Source organism: Maribacter aquimaris (assembly GCF_014596745.1).
In the GTDB taxonomy this organism is placed as follows: Bacteria; Bacteroidota; Bacteroidia; order Flavobacteriales; family Flavobacteriaceae; genus Maribacter_A; species Maribacter_A aquimaris.
This window is the reverse complement of record NZ_JABTCF010000001.1, coordinates 561,106-581,585: the sequence shown is the minus strand read 5'-3', so window position 1 is coordinate 581,585 and position 20,480 is coordinate 561,106. Positions and strand designations below refer to the sequence as shown.

The following is a 20,480-nucleotide window of genomic DNA, read 5'->3' as shown; positions in this document are numbered from 1 at the left end:
GGCGAACAAAAGGGGGCTATTAACATGTAATAGGCCCCTTTTGTTTACATCCTATTTCTTTATTCGGCAAATCGTTTCAATACATTGCGAACGTATTTGATATCATCGATAAAGTATTTGGCATGGGTTTTTTGTCTTCCTACCTTAACGGTTACCGTACGCTCAGGAAGTTCCTGGAACATGAACTCATCGGTCCAATCATCACCAATTGCAAATACAAAGTCATAATCGCCTTCTCCCAAAACGCGCATTGTTGCACGGCCTTTGTTTACATTGCTACTTTTTATTTCCATGACCTTATTGCCGTTCAATATACTTAAATCATCATTGGCGATCAAACTGGTCAAAACGGTATTGAGTTCATTGGCCCTTAGGTTACCGAAATCGGGATCGGTTTTTCGGTAGTGCCATGCTAGGGAGTAGTTTTTTTCTTCAATGAAACTACCAGGTGTACGATCTACAAACGATTCCAATACGGGACGAATTTTTTCCATCCAGTCGTTTTTAACATTTTCGAGCATTCTAAAGTCCTCTCCATTTTGGGAAATCCATACCCCGTGCTCAACGATCATATTATATTTTTTGGGTAAGAACCATTTGGTAAATGTTTCCTTGTCCCGCCCACTTACTAAATACACTTCTGTGTCTTTCAAAGCATTAAGGGCATCCAGAAGGGCATAAAGTTCTTCATCGGGACCTGCTTTTTGAGGGTCAACATGAAATTTGGAGAGCGTACCGTCGTAATCCAAGAAAAGCATTCTTTTCTTAGCCTTCTTAAAATCATCCAAAACAGCACTCAAGCGATGTTCGGTCAGTCGTTTGGAAATATTGGCAGCATCCCTTTCCTTTTGTTCTTTCAAGGAAGACATAAAATCATTTGCCCATCTTTCAACGTTATAGCGTTCCAAGCGTTTTTGTAATTCTGTATTTCGTTCTTTTTGTTCTTCAATAGGCATATTTATGGCTTCATAAATAGCATTTGCGGTTTGCTCAAAATTATTGGGGTTGACCAAAAGCGATTCATTCATCTCATTGGCCGATCCCGCCATTTCACTTAGGATAAGTACACCTGTCTTATCGGTTCTGGTGGCGATATATTCCTTGGCAACCAGGTTCATACCATCCCTGAGCGGGGTGAGCCATGCAATATCACTTGAAGTATAGAGGTCTATCAGGTTTTCAAAAGGAACAGAACGATAGAAATACCAAATGGGCGTCCAGCTAACTGTAGAGAAATCACCGTTGATACGTCCTATCAGCTCATCTACCTCCTTCTTCAATAATTGGTATTGGGGTACGTTGGAGCGGGAGGGTACGGCTAAGATTATGAGCCTTACCTTTTCTTTGTATTGCGGAAATTTGTTCAAGAAATACTCAAACGCATTTAACCGCTTGGCGATGCCTTTGGAATAGTCCAATCGGTCAATGGAAAGTATTAACTTGGCATCGGGTGTAGAGCGTTTATGGTTGTTGAGGCGCTGCTGTAGTTCGGTTTGCTGGGACGTGGTGTTCTTTTCGTGTTCCTTGGCAGCTTCGCTGAATTTCTTATAATCAATTCCCATGGGGAAAGAATCAACTTTAATGATCCTATCGTTAAGATAAATATCATTGAAACTTACCTCTAGTCCCAATAGCCTTCGTACGGAACTTAAAAAATGGCGCTCGTAATCATAGGTGTGGAAACCAATTAAATCGGCACCTAAAAGGCCTTCCAATACTTCTTCCCTCCAAGGTAGGGTCCTAAAGATTTCAAAGGAAGGAAATGGGATATGTAAAAAGAATCCTATTGAAATATCGGGGCGTTTTGCACGTACCATCTGCGGAACTAACATCAATTGGTAGTCATGTACCCAAACAATATCATCATCTTCTGCTTTTTCTAGAATGGCATCGGCGAATTTTTGGTTCACTGCCTTGTAGACATTCCAGCTTTCCAGTTCAAACTCGGAATATTCGAGAAAATAATGGAACAAGGGCCATATGGTCCTATTGCTAAAACCATAATAAAACCCATCTACCTCCTTAGCGGTTAGATTTACTTTTGCCGATCCATGTTCGGCCAGGGCTTGATCTATTTTCGGGGCTAATTTTTTGGGGATCTCTTCATCGGTCAAACCGCTCCAGCCAATCCAAACACTATCGCTGCCCGAATGTACAGATTTCATACCTGTAGCTAATCCCCCTACACTTGGTATTGCAGAGATGCCTCCGTTGCTAATTTGTAATTGTACAGGTAGTCTATTTGAGATTATGATAGTTTTTCCCATAAAGTGGATTTTTTTTAAAGTGTTTTGTCTTTTGTTTGTATAAATTTCGTCAAATTGCATGGCAAAACCAACTAATAAAGGTCTTTTAGAGGATATTTAAAATATGGACAATCTGGATTACGGAATTATCGGAAATTGTAGGAGTGCGGCCCTAATATCGAAAACCGGGGCTATTGAATGGTGCTGTTTACCTGAGTTCGATTCATCTTCGGTCTTTGCCAAAATATTGGACGAAGGGATTGGAGGAAGTTTTGAGATACAGGTTTCGGATAAATATACCGTAAAACAAAGGTATAAGAAGAATACGGCTGTCTTGATCACGAGGTTTTCCAACAAAGGGAATGTTTTTGAGATCCATGATTTTATGCCTCGGTACCACGATGAGAAAGGTAAGTACCACGCCCCACCGGAATTGGTGCGATATGTTAAGCATATCAAGGGCAAACCTGTTTTTAGGGTATTGTACAACCCTAAGTTGGAATACGCCCTAGGGGAGACGAAAACCTATATTAAGGATGATTTTATCGTCAGTTTAACCAAAACCGTAAAATTCGATACCGTTTTCCTTTATACATCCTTCAACAAGAACGCTGTTTTGGAAGGCGAGGAAATCGAGGTGACGAAAAACGGCTATTTCCTGATGGGCTATAATGAAAAGATATTGCAGCCCACGACCCGAAAAATTTATTTGGACTTGGAAAGGACCAAGGTCTATTGGTTGAATTGGACCAATAAAACCCCAACCTATAAAAAATACAACCAGGAAATCGCCCGTAGTGCCATTACCCTTAAATTATTGAGCTATGATAAGACGGGTGCCGTCTTGGCTGCAGCTACAACATCCTTGCCGGAAACCATAGGGGAAGTCAGAAACTGGGATTACCGCTTTTGTTGGATAAGGGATGCCTCAATGGTGATAAAGGTAATGGGGGGACTTGGCCATAAGAATGTCGCAAGGCGATATCTGCAATTCATCATTGATCTAATACCCGATAAGGATGAAAAACTCCAGATCATGTACGGCATCAATAAGGAAAAGGAACTGACCGAGGAGACCTTGGACCACCTTAGTGGTTATAAAGGTTCAAAGCCCGTCCGAATTGGGAATGCCGCTTATGAACAAAAACAGAATGACATTTATGGTATTCTTATGGATGTCATACACGCCCAACTGGTAAAGTTCAATACCGATATTGAGAATGGCGAGGAATTATGGGGTATAACCAAAGGTATCGTTTGGATTGTTTCCCGGCATTGGAAAGAACGCGATAAAGGTATCTGGGAATTCCGTACAGAAGATCGACATTTTACCTTTTCCAAGGTGCTCTGTTGGGTAGCTATTGATCGGGCGGTCAAAGTAGCTCGAATCTTGAAAAAGACCAGAAAATTGGAAAAATGGCTTCTTTTGGAAAAAGAGATCAAAGCCGATATTTATGAAAATGCATGGAACGGGGAGGTAAATGCCTTTACCCAATCGTATGGTTCTTCGCATTTGGACGCATCGGTACTGTTGATGGAATCCTATGGTTTTATAGAGGCCAAGCATCCTAAATTTGTCAGTACGGTAAAAGCCATTGGGAAAGACCTTAGTAATGATGGGTTGCTATATCGATATAAAAATGAGGATGATTTTGGTTTGCCTTCATCATCGTTCACAATCTGTACTTTTTGGTATATAAACAGCCTCTTTAAAATAGGGGAGGTAGAAAAAGCAAGGAAGCATTTTGAAAAGCTTTTAAGCTATAGTAATCATTTAGGATTGTTTAGTGAGGATATCGATTTTAAGACCAAAAGATTATTGGGTAATTTCCCACAAGCCTACTCGCACTTGGCCTTAATAGAGTGTGCGGTCAACTTCTCGACCAAAGATACCGAAGAGCGTATTTTAGAGTCAATGAGGGATTGATTTGTTCATCATCTGGACTAAATCCTTTTTGGGGGGATGGTTTCCGATTGAAGTGCATCGGCGGTAAATACCTTTAAATTTGATGGGGACATACCAGTAGTCGTATTCGTCTACCAGTATGTCCCAATCATTGACTTTCTCCAATTTACCGACGGTATCCTCTTATCCTTAAAAGGTTGGTCGACCGTAGGAACTTACTTCACGGTAAGGATAGTCTTGTTTTCAGTAGCGGAATGTTCACCTACATAAACCTCAAATTCCCCTGGTTCGACGAAACTTTGTCCTTTAGAATCAAAGATTGAAAGGTCCTCAGCGGAAATCTCAAATTCAATCGTTTTTGATTCCCCTTCGGCCAATTCTATTTTTTTGAACTTTCGCAATGATTTCAAGGGTTTGCTCACACTGGCTTCCTTGTCACTGATATAAACCTGGGCTACTGTTTCCCCATCGTGATCCCCATCATTGGTAATGGTTATACTGATTTTATTCTTTTCGTCCTTGCCCATGGTTGCTTTTTCCAAAATGGGTTTGGAATATGAGAAATGGGTGTAACTCAGTCCATATCCAAACGGGTAAAGCACTTCACCATCAAAATAGCGATACGTTCGCCCTTTCATATGGTAATCTTCGAAAGGAGGGAGGTCTTTTACGGATTTATAGAAGGTTATTGGTAATTTTCCTGACGGATTATAATCACCGAAAAGAATATCGGCCACGGCACTACCACCCGCTTGGCCGGGATACCATGCGCTTACTATGGCAGGTAAGTGTTCTTGTTCCCAGTTTATAGCCATGGCACTTCCACTGGTCAGCACAAATACGATTGGTTTTCCCAAGGCGTAGAGCTCCTTGAGTACATCTTGCTGGGCAGCGGGCATTTTTAAATTTGTTCGATCCCCTTTTGAAAAACCTTCGATGGCTATTGGCATTTCCTCGCCTTCCAAACGAGCCGTAATACCACCTACATAGATGACAATATCACTTTCTTTTACACTTTTGATCATTTGATCTTTGCCCTGTAAATGCTCTTTGTTCCAAGAGAATTGAACAGACGATATCCATGGGTTGGTACAATGGTACTCCAGTATGAAATGATAACCCTTATTTTTTATAACATTGAATTGTACGGTTTTGGAGTCATCCTCATCGCCACCGGTACTCATCGCCATTTCTTTGCCTTCGATCAATAAACGGTATGAGCCACCGCTTTGAAGTACGTTAAGGGCCACATCGCCACTGAAATCGGTTTTGAGCGTTCCTGTATAGCGAATGGAGAATTTGCCCGGCGTTAGTAGGTCAATGGGTGCTGCACCTCCCCATTCAAAATCAATTTGGTCCTCTGATCGCAGGGCGACGGGGTTACCTTCCAAATCGGGGTTGTCATAATACTCCGTTTTTATCGGGCCTTTAAAATAATCGGCACCTATAATATCGAATATGGGCTCGTTGTCGGAAAGGTTTGTTCCTTTGAAATAATGGACTTTCGTTTTTTTCGATACTTTCTCACGGATGCCTTCCAGGATCGTGGTACGATTGGTCGGAGTGCCAAAATAATTTCCAAGTAAGAATTGTTTGTCATTGGCATTGGGGCCAACAACCGTTATCGTCTTTATTTTTTTTGAAATGGGAAGCGTCTTATTTTCATTTTTTAAGAGAACCATGGATTCCCTTGCTGTTTGTAGGGCTAAATTCTGGTTGCTTTCCGATTCGATCACGCTATCTGGTATGGTTGAAAATGGCATTTTATCAGCGGTATTCATCAATCCTAATTTTATTCTGGCCAGGAATAATCTTTTAACCGAGGTGTTGATTTCTTTTTCCGTGATCAAACCACTTTCCACAGCCTTTTTCAAATGGGCGTACGTTGACCCACAATTGAGGTCACAACCCGATTGTACGGCTAGGGCAGAGGCTTCTTCTGCGGTCTCTACAATTTTATGACGTAGGTAAATGTCTTCGACCGCACCACAGTCGGAAACGACATATCCATTAAATCCCCATTGGTCCCTTAGGATATCCTGTAAGAGCAACCTACTGGCCGTAGCGGACTCCCCTAGATAACGGTTGTAGGCAGACATTACGGAGTATGATTTCCCTTCCAAAACGGCAGCCTTGAACGCCGGTAAATAGGTCTCCCATAAATCTTTTGCATCGGTGTAGGCGTCAAAATGGTGCCTGTTGTATTCAGGCCCGCTATGTACAGCAAAATGTTTGGCAGTAGCTATTACCTTAAAATAGTCAGGATCATTTCCTTGAAGTCCCTTGATAAAGGCAACTCCCAATCTTGACGTGAGATAGGGGTCTTCACCATAGGTTTCCTGACCTCGACCCCAACGTGGGTCCCTGAATATATTTATGTTGGGAGACCACATGGTAAGTCCTTGGTAGCGATTCCGTTGTCCTAGTTTTATACTTCGGTTGAATTTGGCCCTGGCCTCTGTACTGATAATATCGGCTACTTCATTGATCAGTTCAGGATTCCATGTGGCCGCCATGCCTATGGCTTGGGGAAATGAAGTCGCTGCACCGGCGCGGGCTACACCATGCAAACACTCATTCCACCAATTGTATTCCGGTATTCCCAAACGCGCTATGGCTGGGGCAACATCCTGCATTTGGCTTATCTTTTCATCCAATGTCAATCGATCGACGATATCCTGCGCACGAGAATTTGGGTCCAACGACGCATCTTGAAAGGGGTATGCAGTGTTTTGGGCAAAGAAATTCAACTGGGTTAAAAATAATACGAGAAGGGATAAGGATTTTTTCATTGATCGTAGTCTAATATTGGTTGAGTTTTTGACTAGTAAATTTAACTATTAATTCATTTATTTTCCCATGATTTCGGCATTAAAACGATAGGTGTTCAAAGGCGATTTGGATTGACTGATTTTTGCAGGGTATTTAATGTGTATAAACGGAACATTTAGCGGATGTTTTGTTAAATTTGTGGCCTTATTATAAATAACATATAGCATGAAATTAAAACATATTTTATTGGGATTCCTTTTAGTGGGAATTCTTTCGTCTTGCAAGGATAAGGTGGATGAAACACCACCTGTAAAGGTTGAAAAGAAGTTTGATTATATAGCGGATGAATTTGCCGATGTCAAAATATTGCGTTACCAAATTCCCGGGTTCGATGAACTGAGCTTAAAAGAAAAACAATTGGTGTATTACATGACCCAAGCGGGATTGGCCGGCCGGGATATTATGTGGGACCAGAATTACAGACACAACCTTGAAATAAGGGATGCCCTAGAGAACATCTATACGAACTACAGTGGTGATAAAACCACCAAAGATTGGTTGGCTTTTGAGGAATACCTGAAAAGGGTTTGGTTTTCCAATGGGATCCATCATCACTATTCCAACGATAAACTCAAACCAGGATTTAAGTCGGACTACCTTACTTTTTTATTAAAGGAAACAGATACCAAATTGGAAGGAGAGGCCTTTGAGGTTATCTTCAATGATAAGGATGCGAAAAAAGTCAATAAGAAAAAGGGGGTCGATAATATAGCTTCTTCCGCCGTGAATTTCTATGGACCAACAATCACCGATGCCGATGTCGATGCTTTTTATAAAAACGCTTATAAAGGGCCTAAGGATAGACCTATTGAGGCGGGGTTGAATTCCACATTGGTAAGGGAAAACGGAAAGATTGTTGAAAAGGTATGGAAGTCAGGGGGACTTTATGGTAGTGCCATTGATGAGGTCATAAAATGGCTTGAAAAGGCCAAAGGTGTTGCAGAGAACGAAAAACAGGCAAAAACCTTAGGATTACTTATCGATTATTATAAAACCGGTGACTTGAATACCTGGGATGAATATTGTATTTCATGGGCAACGTCTACCGAAGGCAATATCGATTGGATCAATGGCTTTATTGAAGTGTACAATGATCCTAAAGGGTATAGAGGGTCTTATGAGAGTATCATTCAGGTTAAGGATTTTGAAATGTCAAAGCAAATGGCCGTACTCTCAGGGAATGCACAGTGGTTCGAAGATAATGCCCCTTTAATGGAGTCACACAAAAAAAGTGATGTAGTTGGGGTTTCCTATAAAACAATCAATGTAGCCGGTGAAGCCGGTGATGCATCCCCAAGTACACCTATTGGCGTGAATTTACCCAATAACAACTGGATCAGACAAGAACATGGTAGTAAATCGGTTTCTTTAGGAAACATCATTGGTGCCTACAATAATGCAGGTGGAAGTGGACGATTAAAGGAATTTGCTTACGACGAGGAAGAAATTGCCTTGGAAGAGCAATATGGTAAGTTGGCCGATAAATTGCATACGGCCTTACATGAGGTAATAGGTCACGCCTCAGGATTGATAAACCCCGGTGTAGGTCAACCAAAGGAAACCTTGAAGAATTATGCTTCAACAATGGAAGAGGGTAGGGCCGATTTGGTCGGACTCTATTACTTGATGGATCCCAAATTACAGGAACTTGGTTTGGTCGATGATTGGGAATCCGTAGGTAAAGCGGCTTATGATGGCTATATTAGAAATGGATTGATTACTCAATTGGTCCGTATAAATCTTGGAGATGATATTGAGGAAGACCACATGGTCAATAGACAATGGGTTTCTTCATGGGTCTATGAAAAAGGAAAGGCCGATAATGTCATCGAAAAGATTGAAAAAGATGGTAAGACCTACTATAATATCAACGATTATAAAAAACTTCGTGAATTGTTCGGTGAGTTACTACGTGAGGCGCAACGTATCAAATCCGAAGGTGATTTTAAGGCCGCCCAGGATTTGGTTGAAGGTTATGGTGTAAAAGTGGACCAAGCCTTGCACGCACAGGTGTTGGAGCGTAATAAACAGTTTAAATCGGCACCATACAGTGGATTTGTAAATCCAGTATTGGTTCCTGAGACCAATGATGCTGGGGAAATTGTGGATGTAAAGGTAACCCAGCCAAAAACTTTTACGGAGCAAATGCTCATGTATGCTAAAGAGTATAGTTTTTTGGATTAGCCCAATCAGAAAATAATAATAGAATAAAAAATCCGTCCTGACAGTATCGTCAGGACGGATTTTTATTTTTAGGAAGTTTTCTTTTATTCAGTAACCGCCCTATAGGCATTTACTCTTCCTTTACCATGATAAAGACTAGCTCCATTACCATCTATATTATCAGCGGTGTTGGTTAGTTGCTTGGTAACCTCATGTGGATCCATCTGTCCTCCATTCTTACCAATGATCAAAGCAGCAACTCCTGCAACGTGTGGCGATGCCATACTAGTGCCTGCGCTGAAAAACCAACCTCCAGGACTAGCACTTAAGACCATATCATAAAACCAAAAATCACTTGGGCTGTCGAAATCACCTCCAGGTGCGGAAACGGTGACATGGCTTCTTCCATAATCAGTGTAACTAGCAGGTAAATCTAAATCACCTAAAGGGTTTTCAATCCAGCTTTCAGGTGCCGTGGCAGAAACAGAGATTACGTTGTTTAAACTAGCGGGCAGCTTAATTGTTGAGCCATTACCATCAAAATTTTCGCCTCCGTTGCCAGCAGAAACCACAATAGTAACACCTTTTCTATAGGCATAATTAATGGCCCTTTGTTGCGCATGTACTATTTCTTGTATGTATTTAGAAGGAATTTTATCTGTGAAATTACCATCCTCATCATAAAATTTACCATTTTTATTTAAGGTTGCTCCTAGGCTCATGTTTATAACGTCTGCCTCTATATCAGCCGCATATACGATTCCTGCATTAATACTACTAAAAGGTCCGGAGCCAGAAAACTCAGATAGTACCTTTACGGCTATAATTTCAGCATTTGGTGCTACACCAATAACGCCAATTTCGTTGTCTGCAGCGGCAATTGTCCCGGCAACATGCGTTCCGTGATTAAAGTAACTACCAGGTTGAACTTGCCAATCTTCATCTTCAATAAATGAGGCGCTAAGCCCTGTGTTTAAATTTGGAGCTATATCGGGGTGGGTCCCATCCATTCCGGAATCCAATACAGCTATCCTAACGCCAGCTCCCGTCTGTCCCGTATTCCAAGCTTCTGGAGCATCAATGGCATCCATTCCCCATAAAAGATCGAAGTAGAACTCATCACTTCCAATACTTAGCGGAGATGCCAAAGGAGCAAAATCACTTGGCTCAATCCATTGTACATTCAAGTCAGGTACCACTGATCGAACATTTCCTTTTTTAGAAATTTTATTGCTGACATTTTCGCTTGAAGAAACTACTAAAACGCCGATTTCCGGAATAGTCGATTTTATTGTGGCACCGATGCTTTCCATTTCAGCTTCGAAGCCATCTGGAATGCTTTCACTTTTTAAAATAACCATGTAATCCGTTTTGGAAGAGGTTTTTGCGTAAACAGCATTGAGCTCAGTGTCGTTAGTAACATCGTTCTCCGTTGAACACGAGCTTAAAAACAGTAGAGCCAAGCAAACTGGTAAATAACTTTTCTTTAAAATGTTAACACTTTTTTTCATACTTCTTTTTAGTTTGAGTTAATAAAGAATAAAATATTAAATAAATTAACAAAAACCTAATAATTTGTTAAAATTTAGAAACAGCCTGGTTTCTATTACATTAATGACCGTAATATTTATAAAACAAAAAAACCACTCCGATTGGGAGTGGTTTTTACTTCAGAATAGTTCCGAAGATCAATCTGAATTAGTCAAAGGTGTAACCGTTATCTGCAGCGATCTTATCGGCAATTTGTGTTCTCAAGGCCACTACATTCGGGTTATTGGTATATTTTGTGAAACGTTTAAGTCCCATTAACATCATACGTTGCTCATCACCTTCGGCAAAGGAAATAATAGCTTCCTTACCTTTGGATATAGCGATTTCAACAGCATTGTACAAGTAAAGTTTAGACATTGCAATTTGCGTTGCCTGAGTTTCCTCTCCAAAACGCTTGGCATTTTTCTCTGTTCTTAGTATTGTGGATTCAGCCATGTAAACCTGAATAAGGATATCGGAAGCTGACATCATCAACTGTTGATGGTTTTCAAGTTCGGTACCGTACTTCTGTACAGCGCTACCGGCTACCATTAGAAAAACCTTTTTCATTTTGGCGATCATGTCTTTTTCCTCTGCGAAAAGCGTCGAAAAATCAGGTGTATCAAACGATGGTATTCCCATTAATTCCTCTCCGACCTTTGTTGCGGGACCTAGAAGGTCGACATGGCCTTTCATGGCTTTTTTGACCAACATACCTACGGCCAACATTCTGTTTATTTCATTGGTGCCCTCATAAATACGGGCGATACGGGCATCCCTCCAGGCTTTTTCCATCGGTGCGTCCGCACTGAATCCCATACCTCCGAAGATCTGTATACCCTCATCCGTTGTGCTCTGTACGTGTTCTGAAACCGCAACCTTTAAGATGGAACATTCAATGGCGTATTCCTCAACCCCTTTCAATTCGGCCTCCTGATGGGTGTTGCCGGCAGCTTCCCGCATGGCAATCCTATCCTCGATGTTCTTGGCTGCACGATAACTTGCTGATTCGCTAGCATAGGTGTTTGCTGCCATTTCAGCAATCTTTGCTTTTATGGCCCCAAAATTAATGATTGGGGTGTCGAATTGTTTACGTTCGTTGGCATACTTTACAGATTCCCCAATGATACGACGTTGGGCTTCCAAACAGGCCGCAGCCAATTTGATTCGTCCAACATTCAACGCATTCATGGCAATCTTGAAACCATTTCCACGTTCAGAAAGCATATTCTCAACTGGTACTTTGGTTTCGTTAAAGAATACTTGACGGGTAGAGGAGGAGTGGATTCCCAATTTTTTTTCCTCGTCACCCAATGATATACCATTTTTGGGATCATTTTCCACGATAAAGCCTGTGATATACTTATCATCCTCAATTCGGGCAAAAACGATGAACATATTACAGAACCCTGCATTGGATATCCACATTTTCTGTCCTGTAATGGAATAGTATTTGCCATCTTCGGAAAGTACAGCTTTGGTTTTTCCCGAGTTTGCATCGGATCCAGCCCCAGGTTCTGTTAGGCAGTAGGCTCCAAACCATTCCCCAGAGGCTAATTTAGGTACGTATTTCTGCTTTTGTTCCTCGGTTCCGTATAAAGTTATCGGCATGGTGCCGATTCCGGTGTGGGCACCGAAAGCCGTGCTAAACGATCCTGTTGCCCCGGAGATATAATCACACACCAACATGGTGGATACGAATCCCATTCCCATTCCGCCATAAGCTTCAGGAACGGCAATGGACAAAAGTCCAAGCTCACCAGCCTTACGCATACATTCCTCCGTATAGGCATAGTCTTTCTTTTCAAAACGTTCCCAATGGGCCCAAAGTTCACGATCAACGAATTCCTTGGTGCTGTCACGCATCATGCGTTGCTCTTCCGATAGGTCTTCCAACGTAAAAACATCCTCACATTGGGTTTCTTTTACCAGGAATTGACCTCCTCTTAGAAGATCTTCGCTTTTTGTTTCGGTACTCATAGTATTAATTTTTTTAATTTATTTTAAAAACTCATAGATTCCTGCAGCGCCTTGCCCTGTTCCGACGCACATGGTTACCATACCATATTTACCTTGCATATTCCTTTTCCGCATTTCATCGAATAGTTGAACGGATAATTTGCCACCGGTACAACCTAAGGGGTGACCCAGGGCAATGGCACCGCCATTCACATTGACAATTTCTTGGTTGAGGTCCAATTCCCTCATTACGGCCAAGGATTGGGAAGCGAAAGCTTCGTTCAGTTCTATTAATTCAATATCATTCTGCTGTAATCCAGCCTGCTTCAAGGCCTTGGGAATCGCCTTTACGGGACCAATCCCCATGATTCTTGGCTCAACCCCGGCAGCTGCGTAATTGACCATTCGGGCAATGGGCTCCAGGTTTAATTCTTTGACCATTTCCTCACTCATGACCAAAACAAAAGCGGCTCCGTCACTCATTTGTGATGAATTTCCTGCGGTAACACTTCCGCCAGCGGCAAAAACCGGGCGCAATTTTGCCAATACTTCCTTACTCGTCCCGGCCCTTGGACCTTCATCCTTGGTCACGGTATATTTTTTAGTGGCCTTTTTACCGTTTTCATCCAAATACGTTTGCTCTACTTCTATAGGGACGATTTGATCTTGAAAGCGATCTTCGGCCTGTGCCCTTAAGGCTTTCATGTGGGAGTTATAGGCAAACTCATCCTGATCTTTCCGGGAAACATTGAATTCGTTGGCAACAGCCTCAGCCGTATTGCCCATTCCCCAATAGTAATCTTCGTGTCCTGATTTTACCAGGTCGTAATTAAGTTCGGTCTTATAACCTGTCATGGGAACGGAACTCATACTCTCGGCACCCCCTGCAATAATACAATCGGCCATACCCGCTTGGATTTTAGCCGTGGCTATACCAATAGTCTCTATTCCCGAAGAACAAAATCGATTTACGGTAACCCCGGGTACATCAACAATGTCCAATCCCATTAATGAAATAAGACGGGCCATGTTAAGTCCTTGGGATCCTTCCGGCATAGCGTTGCCGACAATGACATCGTCGATTCGTTTCTTATCGAAGTCGGGCAACTCCTTCATCATGTATTCTATGGTTTCCGCCGCCAACTCATCGGTTCGCTTAAAACGGAATACCCCTTTTGGTGCTTTGCCCACGGCAGTTCTATAAGCTTTTACTATATATGCTGTTTTCATATTCTATTTAGAATTGAGTATTGAGGTTTTAGTATTGAGAATTATATTTTATGTTGAAATGAATAATTCATTTTCTGAATTTCAATACATATGTCAATTATTGGTTTTACTTTTTCTTTATTGATTAAATGGAGTTCTATAATTAAAATTAATTGCGTAAAAAGTTCATAACAAGAACCATTCGCAACACTCAAAAAGTGTTTGAATTCTTTACTGGAATTCCGACCAGCACCCTCCGCTATATTTGAGGGAATAGATACCGAGCATCTTTTTATTTGAGAACTTAGACCAAATTTTTCGTTAGACGGCAATTCTGAAACCAAGAAATAAACCTCTTTAGTTAAGTGAATCGCTTTTTCCCAAATTTTTAAATCTTCTAATTTGTGCATTTTGCCTATCTACTTTAATACTAATATCTCGATACTCACTACTAGTTTCTTAATGGTTTACCTGTTTTCAACATATGTTGGATTCGTTCCAATGTCTTGCGTTCCGTACATAAACTTAAAAATGCTTCCCGTTCTATATCCAGTAGATATTGTTCACTTACCAGAGTAGGTTCTGAAAGATCGCCACCGGCCATAACGTATGCCAATTTGTTGGCTATTTTCTGGTCGTGTTCACTGATGAAATGACTTGCTTCCATGGCATCCGTACCAACAAGGAACATTCCCAATGCTTGTTTTCCAAGTACTTTGATGTCCTTGCGTTTTACAGGCTTGGTATATCCCGTTTCCGCCATCAATTTTGCATAGGCCTTTGCGGTGGCAATTTGTCTGTCTTTGTTCACGACAACAATATCCTTTCCTTTTTGAAGAATTCCGAGATCGTAGGCTTCATAGGCGGAAGTTGAGACTTTTGCCATGCCAATGGTCATGAAATACTCCTGAAGTACATTGAGTTCCACATCATTTTTCTTAAAGGTGTCTGAGGCCCTAAGCGCAAATTCCTTGGATCCACCACCACCGGGAATTACCCCTACACCAAATTCTACCAATCCGATATAGGTTTCAGCCGCGGCTACCACTTTATCGGCATGCATGGATAACTCACAACCACCACCCAAGGTCATTCCGTGGGGAGCCGAAATCGTCGGTATGGATGAATAGCGCATGCGCATCATCGTATCCTGAAACATTTTGGTCGCCATATTCAGTTCGTCATATTCCTGCTCAACGGCCATCATGAATATCATTCCGATATTGGCACCTACAGAGAAGTTGGCGCCTTGGTTTCCGACCACCAAACCTTGGAAATCCTTTTCGGCCAAATCGATCGCTTTGTTCAGTCCGGCCAATACGTCACCTCCAATGGTGTTCATTTTGGATTGGAATTCCAAATTTAAAATGCCATCGCCAAGATCCTCAATAACCACTCCGCTGTTTTTGAACACCTCATTCGATTTACGAATGTTGTCCAAAATGATAAAGGCATCCTGTCCAGGTACTTTCAACATGGATTTTGAAGGAATATCATAGAAATAGGAAGCTCCTTCCTTCACCGAATAGAATGAATCCATACCTGCGGCTACCATTTCGGCTACCCATGCGGCGGGTTCTTCACCTTCCGATTTCATAATATCGAGACCTTTTTGGAGTCCAATGGCGTCCCAAATCTGGAAAGGACCATGCTCCCAGCCGAAACCGGCCTTCATGGCATCATCAATCTTATAAAGCTCATCGGATATCTCCGGAATTCTGTGCGAAACGTATGCGAACAAGGCAGCAAAGCTCTTTCTGTAAAAATCACCAGCCTTGTCCTTGCCTCCAACAAGAACCTTAAAGCGGTCTACGACCTTGTCAATGGTCTTTGTCAGTTCAAGTGTGGCGAATTTTGCACTTTTCTTGGAGCGGTATTCCATACTGTCCAAATCCAAGGTCAAGATTTCGCTTTTACCGTCTTTCCCTTTTACTTTCTTGTAAAAACCTTGGCCGGTTTTACTACCCAACCATTTATTCTCCATCATTGTATTGATGAAGTCGGGTAATTTGAAAAGTCCATGCTTTTCATCCTTGGGACAATTCTCGTACAGGCCGTTGGCAACATGCACCAAGGTATCCATACCTACGACATCGACGGTTCGGAAAGTGGCTGATTTGGGCCTGCCGATTACAGGTCCGGTCAACTTATCAACTTCCTCAACGGTCATGCCCATCTCCTTAACCATATGGAAAAGGCTTTGGATACTGAAAATACCTATACGATTGCCGATAAATGCAGGGGTGTCCTTGGCCACTACCGAGGTCTTGCCCAAGAATTTTTCACCATATCCATTTAGGAAATCCAAAACTTCCGGGGCTGTTTTAGGTCCAGGAATGATTTCGAACAATTTTAAATAACGGGCAGGATTGAAAAAGTGGGTACCACAAAAATGCTTTTGGAAATCGTCACTACGCCCTTCGGACATGAACTTGATAGGGATACCAGAGGTATTTGAAGTTATCAATGTGCCTGGTTTCCTGTATTTTTCAAGGTTTTCAAAAACCTTTTGCTTGATGTCCAAACGTTCTACCACTACCTCGATAATCCAATCGACTTCGGCTACTTTGGCAATATCATCCTCAAGATTCCCTGTGGTGATCCTAGAAGCGAATTTTTGATGGTAAATAGGGGAGGGCTTCGACTTTAAGGCCGTAGTCAAAGAATTGTTGACCAATCTATTACGAACGACCTTGTCTTCCAAGGTTAGTCCCTTGGCCTTCTCTTTGTCATCAAGTTCCCGTGGGACGATGTCTAGCAATAGAACCTCGACCCCAATATTGGCAAAATGGCATGCAATACCACTTCCCATTATTCCAGAACCAATTACCGCTACTTTTTCAATGTGCTTGTTCATGTAGTTAAAGCTGTATTAATTTATTGTTGAATTTTATTTGTAAATGTTCTTTTCTGCCACAAGCTTGTTTATCGTTTCCATGACTTCATAGAAACAATCCAATTTCTCATCGGTGACATGGGCACGTACTACTTCATTAAAACGCAGTACCACATCTTTGGAATCCTTTCTTTTCTCAAGACCAAAATCAGTAAGATGGATCAAAACACCTCTGCCATCCTTTGGGTTTGGCTTTCGCTTTATCAATCCTTTGTCCTCAATACTTTTGAGTATCCTGGAAAGGCTGGTGGCTTCCATCCCCATTTTAGGACCCAACGCCGTAGACGGTGTTCCTGTTTTGGGATCTATACTTAATAAGGTAAAACCGACCGCCATGGTGGAATCAAAAGTTTTTGCCTGTTCATTATACATCCTAGCAACGGCTTGCCAAGTGGCTCTTAGTACATAATCAATAGTTGCATCTTTCATAAAGGACTGATTGGCTATCAAATATAGGGAAAAATACTATGCATGCATAACAAATTGGAATAAAAAAAGGATTTCCTTTTCATTTTATGTCATGATATATGAAAAGGGGGTATACCGTTAAAGGTTTTTAATGTCCGTAAATTTCGTTGTACAAGTCCCTGTATATCTCCTTGATTACCTTTCTTTTAAGTTTTAAGGTAGGGGTGAGGTGTCCTCCGTCGATTGTCCAGAGACTAGGGGTTAACTTGAATACTTTTACTTTTTCCCATTTGGCAAAATCCGTATTGGCATGGTCAATTTCTTCTTGAAAACGTTCCAATACTTTTTCATTGGTCACTACGTCTGACATCGTTTCCAGTTTCAATTGATGTCTTTTAGCCCATTCCTTTACAAAATCAAAGTCAGGTTGGATCAGGGCCCCCGGCATTTTTTCACCTTCGCCTACGACCATCACTTGTTCAATGAAACGCGATTGTTTCAATTGGTTTTCGATCAAGGCCGGGGCAACGTATTTTCCACCGGAAGTTTTGAACATTTCTTTTTTACGGTCGGTGATCTTTAGAAATCCATCGGAATCCATTTCACCGATATCCCCAGTATGAAAATAATCCCCTGTCATTACCGTAGCGGTCTTTTCGGGGTCTTTGTAGTAGCCTTGCATAATATTCGGCCCTTTAACCAGGATTTCCCCATCCTCGGCTATTTTTACCTCTACGTTATCAATGACCCTGCCAACGGTGCCTATACGGAAACCGCCATTCCTTAAATCATTTACGGAAATCACTGGGGATGTTTCCGTAAGGCCATAACCTTCCATTATGGGCATTTGTGCCGCAGCAAAAATACGCGATAATCGAGGTTGGAGTGCGGCACTACCTGAAACCATAAATTTCAGCTTACCACCCAACGCTTCTTGCCACTTACTAAAAATCAGTTTACGCGCCAGTTTCAATTTTTGTTCGTACAACCATCCATTAGCACCATAGGGTTCGTATTTGAGTCCAACATCTATCGCCCAAAAGAACAAGGCTTTCTTTATTCCTGTCAACTCACCACCCTTAGCTACAATTTTATCATAAACCTTTTCGTATAGTCTAGGTACTCCAGTCATAATATTGGGGTTGACCTCTTTAAGGTTGTCGGTCATCTTTTCCATGGATTCCGCAAAATATATCTCTACCCCACAAAATTGGTATAGATAGAGAATCATTCGTTCGAACACATGGCAAACGGGTAGAAAACTGAGGGCTCTCGATTCGCCCATGGCCAGTGGCACCCTTTTTTCGCTGTCGATTACATTGGATACAAGATTGTTGTGCGAAAGCATTACACCCTTTGGTTTTCCCGTTGTACCTGAGGTGTATATTAACGTGGCCAAGTCGTCAGGGGTAACTTGTTCTTTTCCTTTTTCGACCTCTGGTTGGTTCGATGTATCCGCACCCAAGGCTAAAACCTCTTTCCAGTTTTTACAACCATCGATCATATCAAAGCAAAACACTTCCTTGAGATGGGGTACATTGGGCCTGATCTTATTCACCTTGTCAAAAACCTCTTGGCACGAGACAAAACAATATTTCGATTCACTATGGTTTAGAACATATTCATAGTCTTCCTCGGCTATGGTAGGATAAATAGGTACATTTTGTGCACCCAATTGCAATACCCCGATATCGAGTACATTCCATTCTGTTCTGTTGGTCATTGAAATAACGGCTATTTTGTCGTTTCTCTCAACACCTAATCGCAATAACCCCCGGCTAATGCTATTTGCTTCGTCTACATATTCCTTGGAAGATAAACTGACCCATTTGCCATCATATTTGGTGACAAGGGCATTTTTCAGATTGTATTTTTCCAATTGGTAATATGGAAAATCAAAAAGTCTGGTAATTTCTGACATACTTGTTACTGATAGAGTATTGCAAATTAGGAAAAGCATTCGGGATTTTAAAATGAGATTAATAAAATAACTGCATATTATTTATGATTTATTCATTTGAATTCCAATTTCGCATTGGTTCACAATGGAATAGGTCCTGGATTTTTATTTTAAAAAAATAGTAAATCGCTTTGTTTTTTTGTTGTTTATAGGGGCAATTTTGTTGTTAAGCTAAGAATTGTTTGATCAATGGCATTCTTTTATTAAGTTCATTCCCGAATTCAAAATTCTGTTATGATTAAAAGGATAGTATTGCTTTTTATGACGGTTTTAGCCGTTGCTTCTTGTTCGGAAAAGGGGGCTAAGGTTCCTGTTTATGCGTGGACAGGGGGTCCTGGAGATGATACGGATCAAGAGTTGTTGGCCAAATTCAAGGATTTTAATGCCAAAGGCATCGATGGTTTGATGTACAGTGGGGGTCACGACCCAGAAACCTATAAGCGGGTGGGGGCTTTGGTAAAAGAGGCTGGAATGGAATTCCATACCTGGATACCCACCATGGTGCAAGGTCGAAACCCTAAGATTGACACAAGTCTTTATGCGTACAACAGAAAGGGGGAATCCGCTTTGGAAAAGCCAGCTTATGTAGACCATTATAAATTTTTGTGCCCAAACAAGGAAGGTACTTATGAATTTTTGGCTGATTTGTATGGAAGCGTTGCCGCCGTAGAGGAGGTTGATGGTATCCATTTGGATTTCATTCGTTTTCCCGATGTAATTTTGGCTAGGGGCCTTTGGGAGAAGTACGGCTTGGTTATGGACCGTGAGTTCCCTGAATATGATTATTGTTATTGTGATAAGTGTACCTCTGATTTTTTAACCAAGACGGGAATCGATATTAAAACCGTGGAGGATCCATCACTAGTAATGGAATGGAAGCAGTTTAGATATGATTTGATCACCCGTTTGGTAGGGCGATTGTCCAAGGTGGTTCACGATAAAGGGAAGGTTATCAATGCAGCGGTTTTCCCTGGTCCTTCGATTGCCAAGAAATTGGTGCGACAAGAATGGGATAAATGGGATTTGGATGCCGTTTACCCTATGAATTACAATGATTTTTATTTAGAAGGTCCCGAATGGCTAGCGCCGATCACCAAAGAGGAAGTGGCGGCCGTAAATGGGGAAAAGCCTATATATAGCGGATTGTTTATCTGTCCAAAACCAGAAAGTAAGAGCAAGGAGAAAGATCCTGAAAACCACGGGTTGTTACCCTCTGAAATCGAAACAGCCATAAGGGGGTCCATGGAAAATGGGGCGACAGGCATTTGTTTGTTTACACCAGAGCGAATGACACCCGAACATTGGAAGGCATTTGAGAGAGCTATTTATATAGACTATTCCAAAAAAGATAGTGATTAGTAGTTTGAGTTT

At 41.5% G+C, this 20,480-nt stretch carries 12 protein-coding genes; 3 read left to right on the top strand and 9 right to left on the bottom strand.

Annotation, left to right across the window (positions count from 1 at the left end):
• Positions 1-59: 59 nt before the first annotated feature.
• Positions 60-2,267, bottom strand: a complete 2,208-nt coding sequence (locus tag HPE56_RS02545; RefSeq protein ID WP_188242187.1) for a bifunctional alpha,alpha-trehalose-phosphate synthase (UDP-forming)/trehalose-phosphatase — start codon at positions 2,265-2,267, stop codon at positions 60-62.
• 103 nt (positions 2,268-2,370) lie between these two features.
• Between HPE56_RS02545 and HPE56_RS02540 the strand changes: the two genes are divergently transcribed.
• On the top strand, positions 2,371-4,173 hold the full coding sequence (locus HPE56_RS02540) for a glycoside hydrolase family 15 protein (protein WP_188242186.1): 1,803 nt from the start codon (positions 2,371-2,373) through the stop codon (positions 4,171-4,173).
• 194 nt (positions 4,174-4,367) lie between these two features.
• Here HPE56_RS02540 and HPE56_RS02535 read toward each other — a convergent pair whose 3' ends face one another.
• Positions 4,368-6,944 carry a glycoside hydrolase family 3 C-terminal domain-containing protein gene (locus tag HPE56_RS02535; RefSeq protein ID WP_188242185.1) on the bottom strand — a complete coding sequence of 859 codons (2,577 nt, stop codon included), beginning with the start codon at positions 6,942-6,944 and terminating at the stop codon, positions 4,368-4,370.
• A 205-nt stretch (positions 6,945-7,149) separates the two neighbouring features.
• Between HPE56_RS02535 and HPE56_RS02530 the strand changes: the two genes are divergently transcribed.
• The gene (locus HPE56_RS02530; RefSeq protein WP_188242184.1) at positions 7,150-9,168 is read left to right on the top strand and encodes a dipeptidyl-peptidase 3 family protein; all 2,019 of its coding nucleotides are present in this window, start codon (positions 7,150-7,152) and stop codon (positions 9,166-9,168) included.
• Between the two features lie 83 nt (positions 9,169-9,251).
• Here the strand turns inward: HPE56_RS02530 and HPE56_RS02525 are convergent, their stop codons facing one another.
• From HPE56_RS02525 to HPE56_RS02495, 7 genes are all read right to left on the bottom strand, one after another.
• Positions 9,252-10,610 (bottom strand): S8 family peptidase, encoded by a 1,359-nt coding sequence (locus tag HPE56_RS02525; protein ID WP_223170147.1) that lies wholly within the window; start codon positions 10,608-10,610, stop codon positions 9,252-9,254.
• A 235-nt stretch (positions 10,611-10,845) separates the two neighbouring features.
• Positions 10,846-12,657 (bottom strand): acyl-CoA dehydrogenase family protein, encoded by a 1,812-nt coding sequence (locus HPE56_RS02520; protein WP_188242182.1) that lies wholly within the window; start codon positions 12,655-12,657, stop codon positions 10,846-10,848.
• Positions 12,658-12,675: 18 nt separating this feature from the next.
• Positions 12,676-13,866 carry an acetyl-CoA C-acyltransferase gene (locus HPE56_RS02515; protein WP_188242181.1) on the bottom strand — a complete coding sequence of 397 codons (1,191 nt, stop codon included), beginning with the start codon at positions 13,864-13,866 and terminating at the stop codon, positions 12,676-12,678.
• A 41-nt stretch (positions 13,867-13,907) separates the two neighbouring features.
• Entirely contained in the window at positions 13,908-14,255 is a 348-nt protein-coding gene (locus HPE56_RS02510) for a four helix bundle protein (RefSeq protein WP_188242180.1), read from the bottom strand.
• A 41-nt stretch (positions 14,256-14,296) separates the two neighbouring features.
• A complete protein-coding gene (locus HPE56_RS02505) occupies positions 14,297-16,702 on the bottom strand; it encodes a 3-hydroxyacyl-CoA dehydrogenase/enoyl-CoA hydratase family protein (RefSeq protein ID WP_188242179.1) in 2,406 nt (801 codons plus the stop codon).
• Between the two features lie 33 nt (positions 16,703-16,735).
• Positions 16,736-17,170: a MarR family winged helix-turn-helix transcriptional regulator gene (locus tag HPE56_RS02500; RefSeq protein ID WP_109650427.1), complete on the bottom strand. Its 435-nt coding sequence runs from the start codon at positions 17,168-17,170 to the stop codon at positions 16,736-16,738.
• A 127-nt stretch (positions 17,171-17,297) separates the two neighbouring features.
• Positions 17,298-19,070: an AMP-dependent synthetase/ligase gene (locus HPE56_RS02495; RefSeq protein WP_188242178.1), complete on the bottom strand. Its 1,773-nt coding sequence runs from the start codon at positions 19,068-19,070 to the stop codon at positions 17,298-17,300.
• Positions 19,071-19,343: 273 nt separating this feature from the next.
• Here HPE56_RS02495 and HPE56_RS02490 point away from each other — a divergent pair, with 273 nt between their 5' ends.
• Entirely contained in the window at positions 19,344-20,468 is a 1,125-nt protein-coding gene (locus tag HPE56_RS02490; protein WP_223170146.1) for a glycoside hydrolase family 10 protein, read from the top strand.
• Positions 20,469-20,480: the final 12 nt, after the last annotated feature.

Excerpts from the sequence above, each read along its gene's own strand:
- HPE56_RS02545 (WP_188242187.1), bottom strand. The coding sequence starts at position 2,267 with ATGGGAAAAACTATCATAATCTCAAATAGACTACCTGTACAATTACAA.
- HPE56_RS02540 (WP_188242186.1), top strand. The coding sequence starts at position 2,371 with ATGGACAATCTGGATTACGGAATTATCGGAAATTGTAGGAGTGCGGCC.
- HPE56_RS02535 (WP_188242185.1), bottom strand. The coding sequence starts at position 6,944 with ATGAAAAAATCCTTATCCCTTCTCGTATTATTTTTAACCCAGTTGAAT.
- HPE56_RS02530 (WP_188242184.1), top strand. The coding sequence starts at position 7,150 with ATGAAATTAAAACATATTTTATTGGGATTCCTTTTAGTGGGAATTCTT.
- HPE56_RS02520 (WP_188242182.1), bottom strand. The coding sequence starts at position 12,657 with ATGAGTACCGAAACAAAAAGCGAAGATCTTCTAAGAGGAGGTCAATTC.
- HPE56_RS02515 (WP_188242181.1), bottom strand. The coding sequence starts at position 13,866 with ATGAAAACAGCATATATAGTAAAAGCTTATAGAACTGCCGTGGGCAAA.
- HPE56_RS02510 (WP_188242180.1), bottom strand. The coding sequence starts at position 14,255 with ATGCACAAATTAGAAGATTTAAAAATTTGGGAAAAAGCGATTCACTTA.
- HPE56_RS02505 (WP_188242179.1), bottom strand. The coding sequence starts at position 16,702 with ATGAACAAGCACATTGAAAAAGTAGCGGTAATTGGTTCTGGAATAATG.
- HPE56_RS02500 (WP_109650427.1), bottom strand. The coding sequence starts at position 17,170 with ATGAAAGATGCAACTATTGATTATGTACTAAGAGCCACTTGGCAAGCC.
- HPE56_RS02495 (WP_188242178.1), bottom strand. The coding sequence starts at position 19,070 with ATGTCAGAAATTACCAGACTTTTTGATTTTCCATATTACCAATTGGAA.
- HPE56_RS02490 (WP_223170146.1), top strand. The coding sequence starts at position 19,344 with ATGATTAAAAGGATAGTATTGCTTTTTATGACGGTTTTAGCCGTTGCT.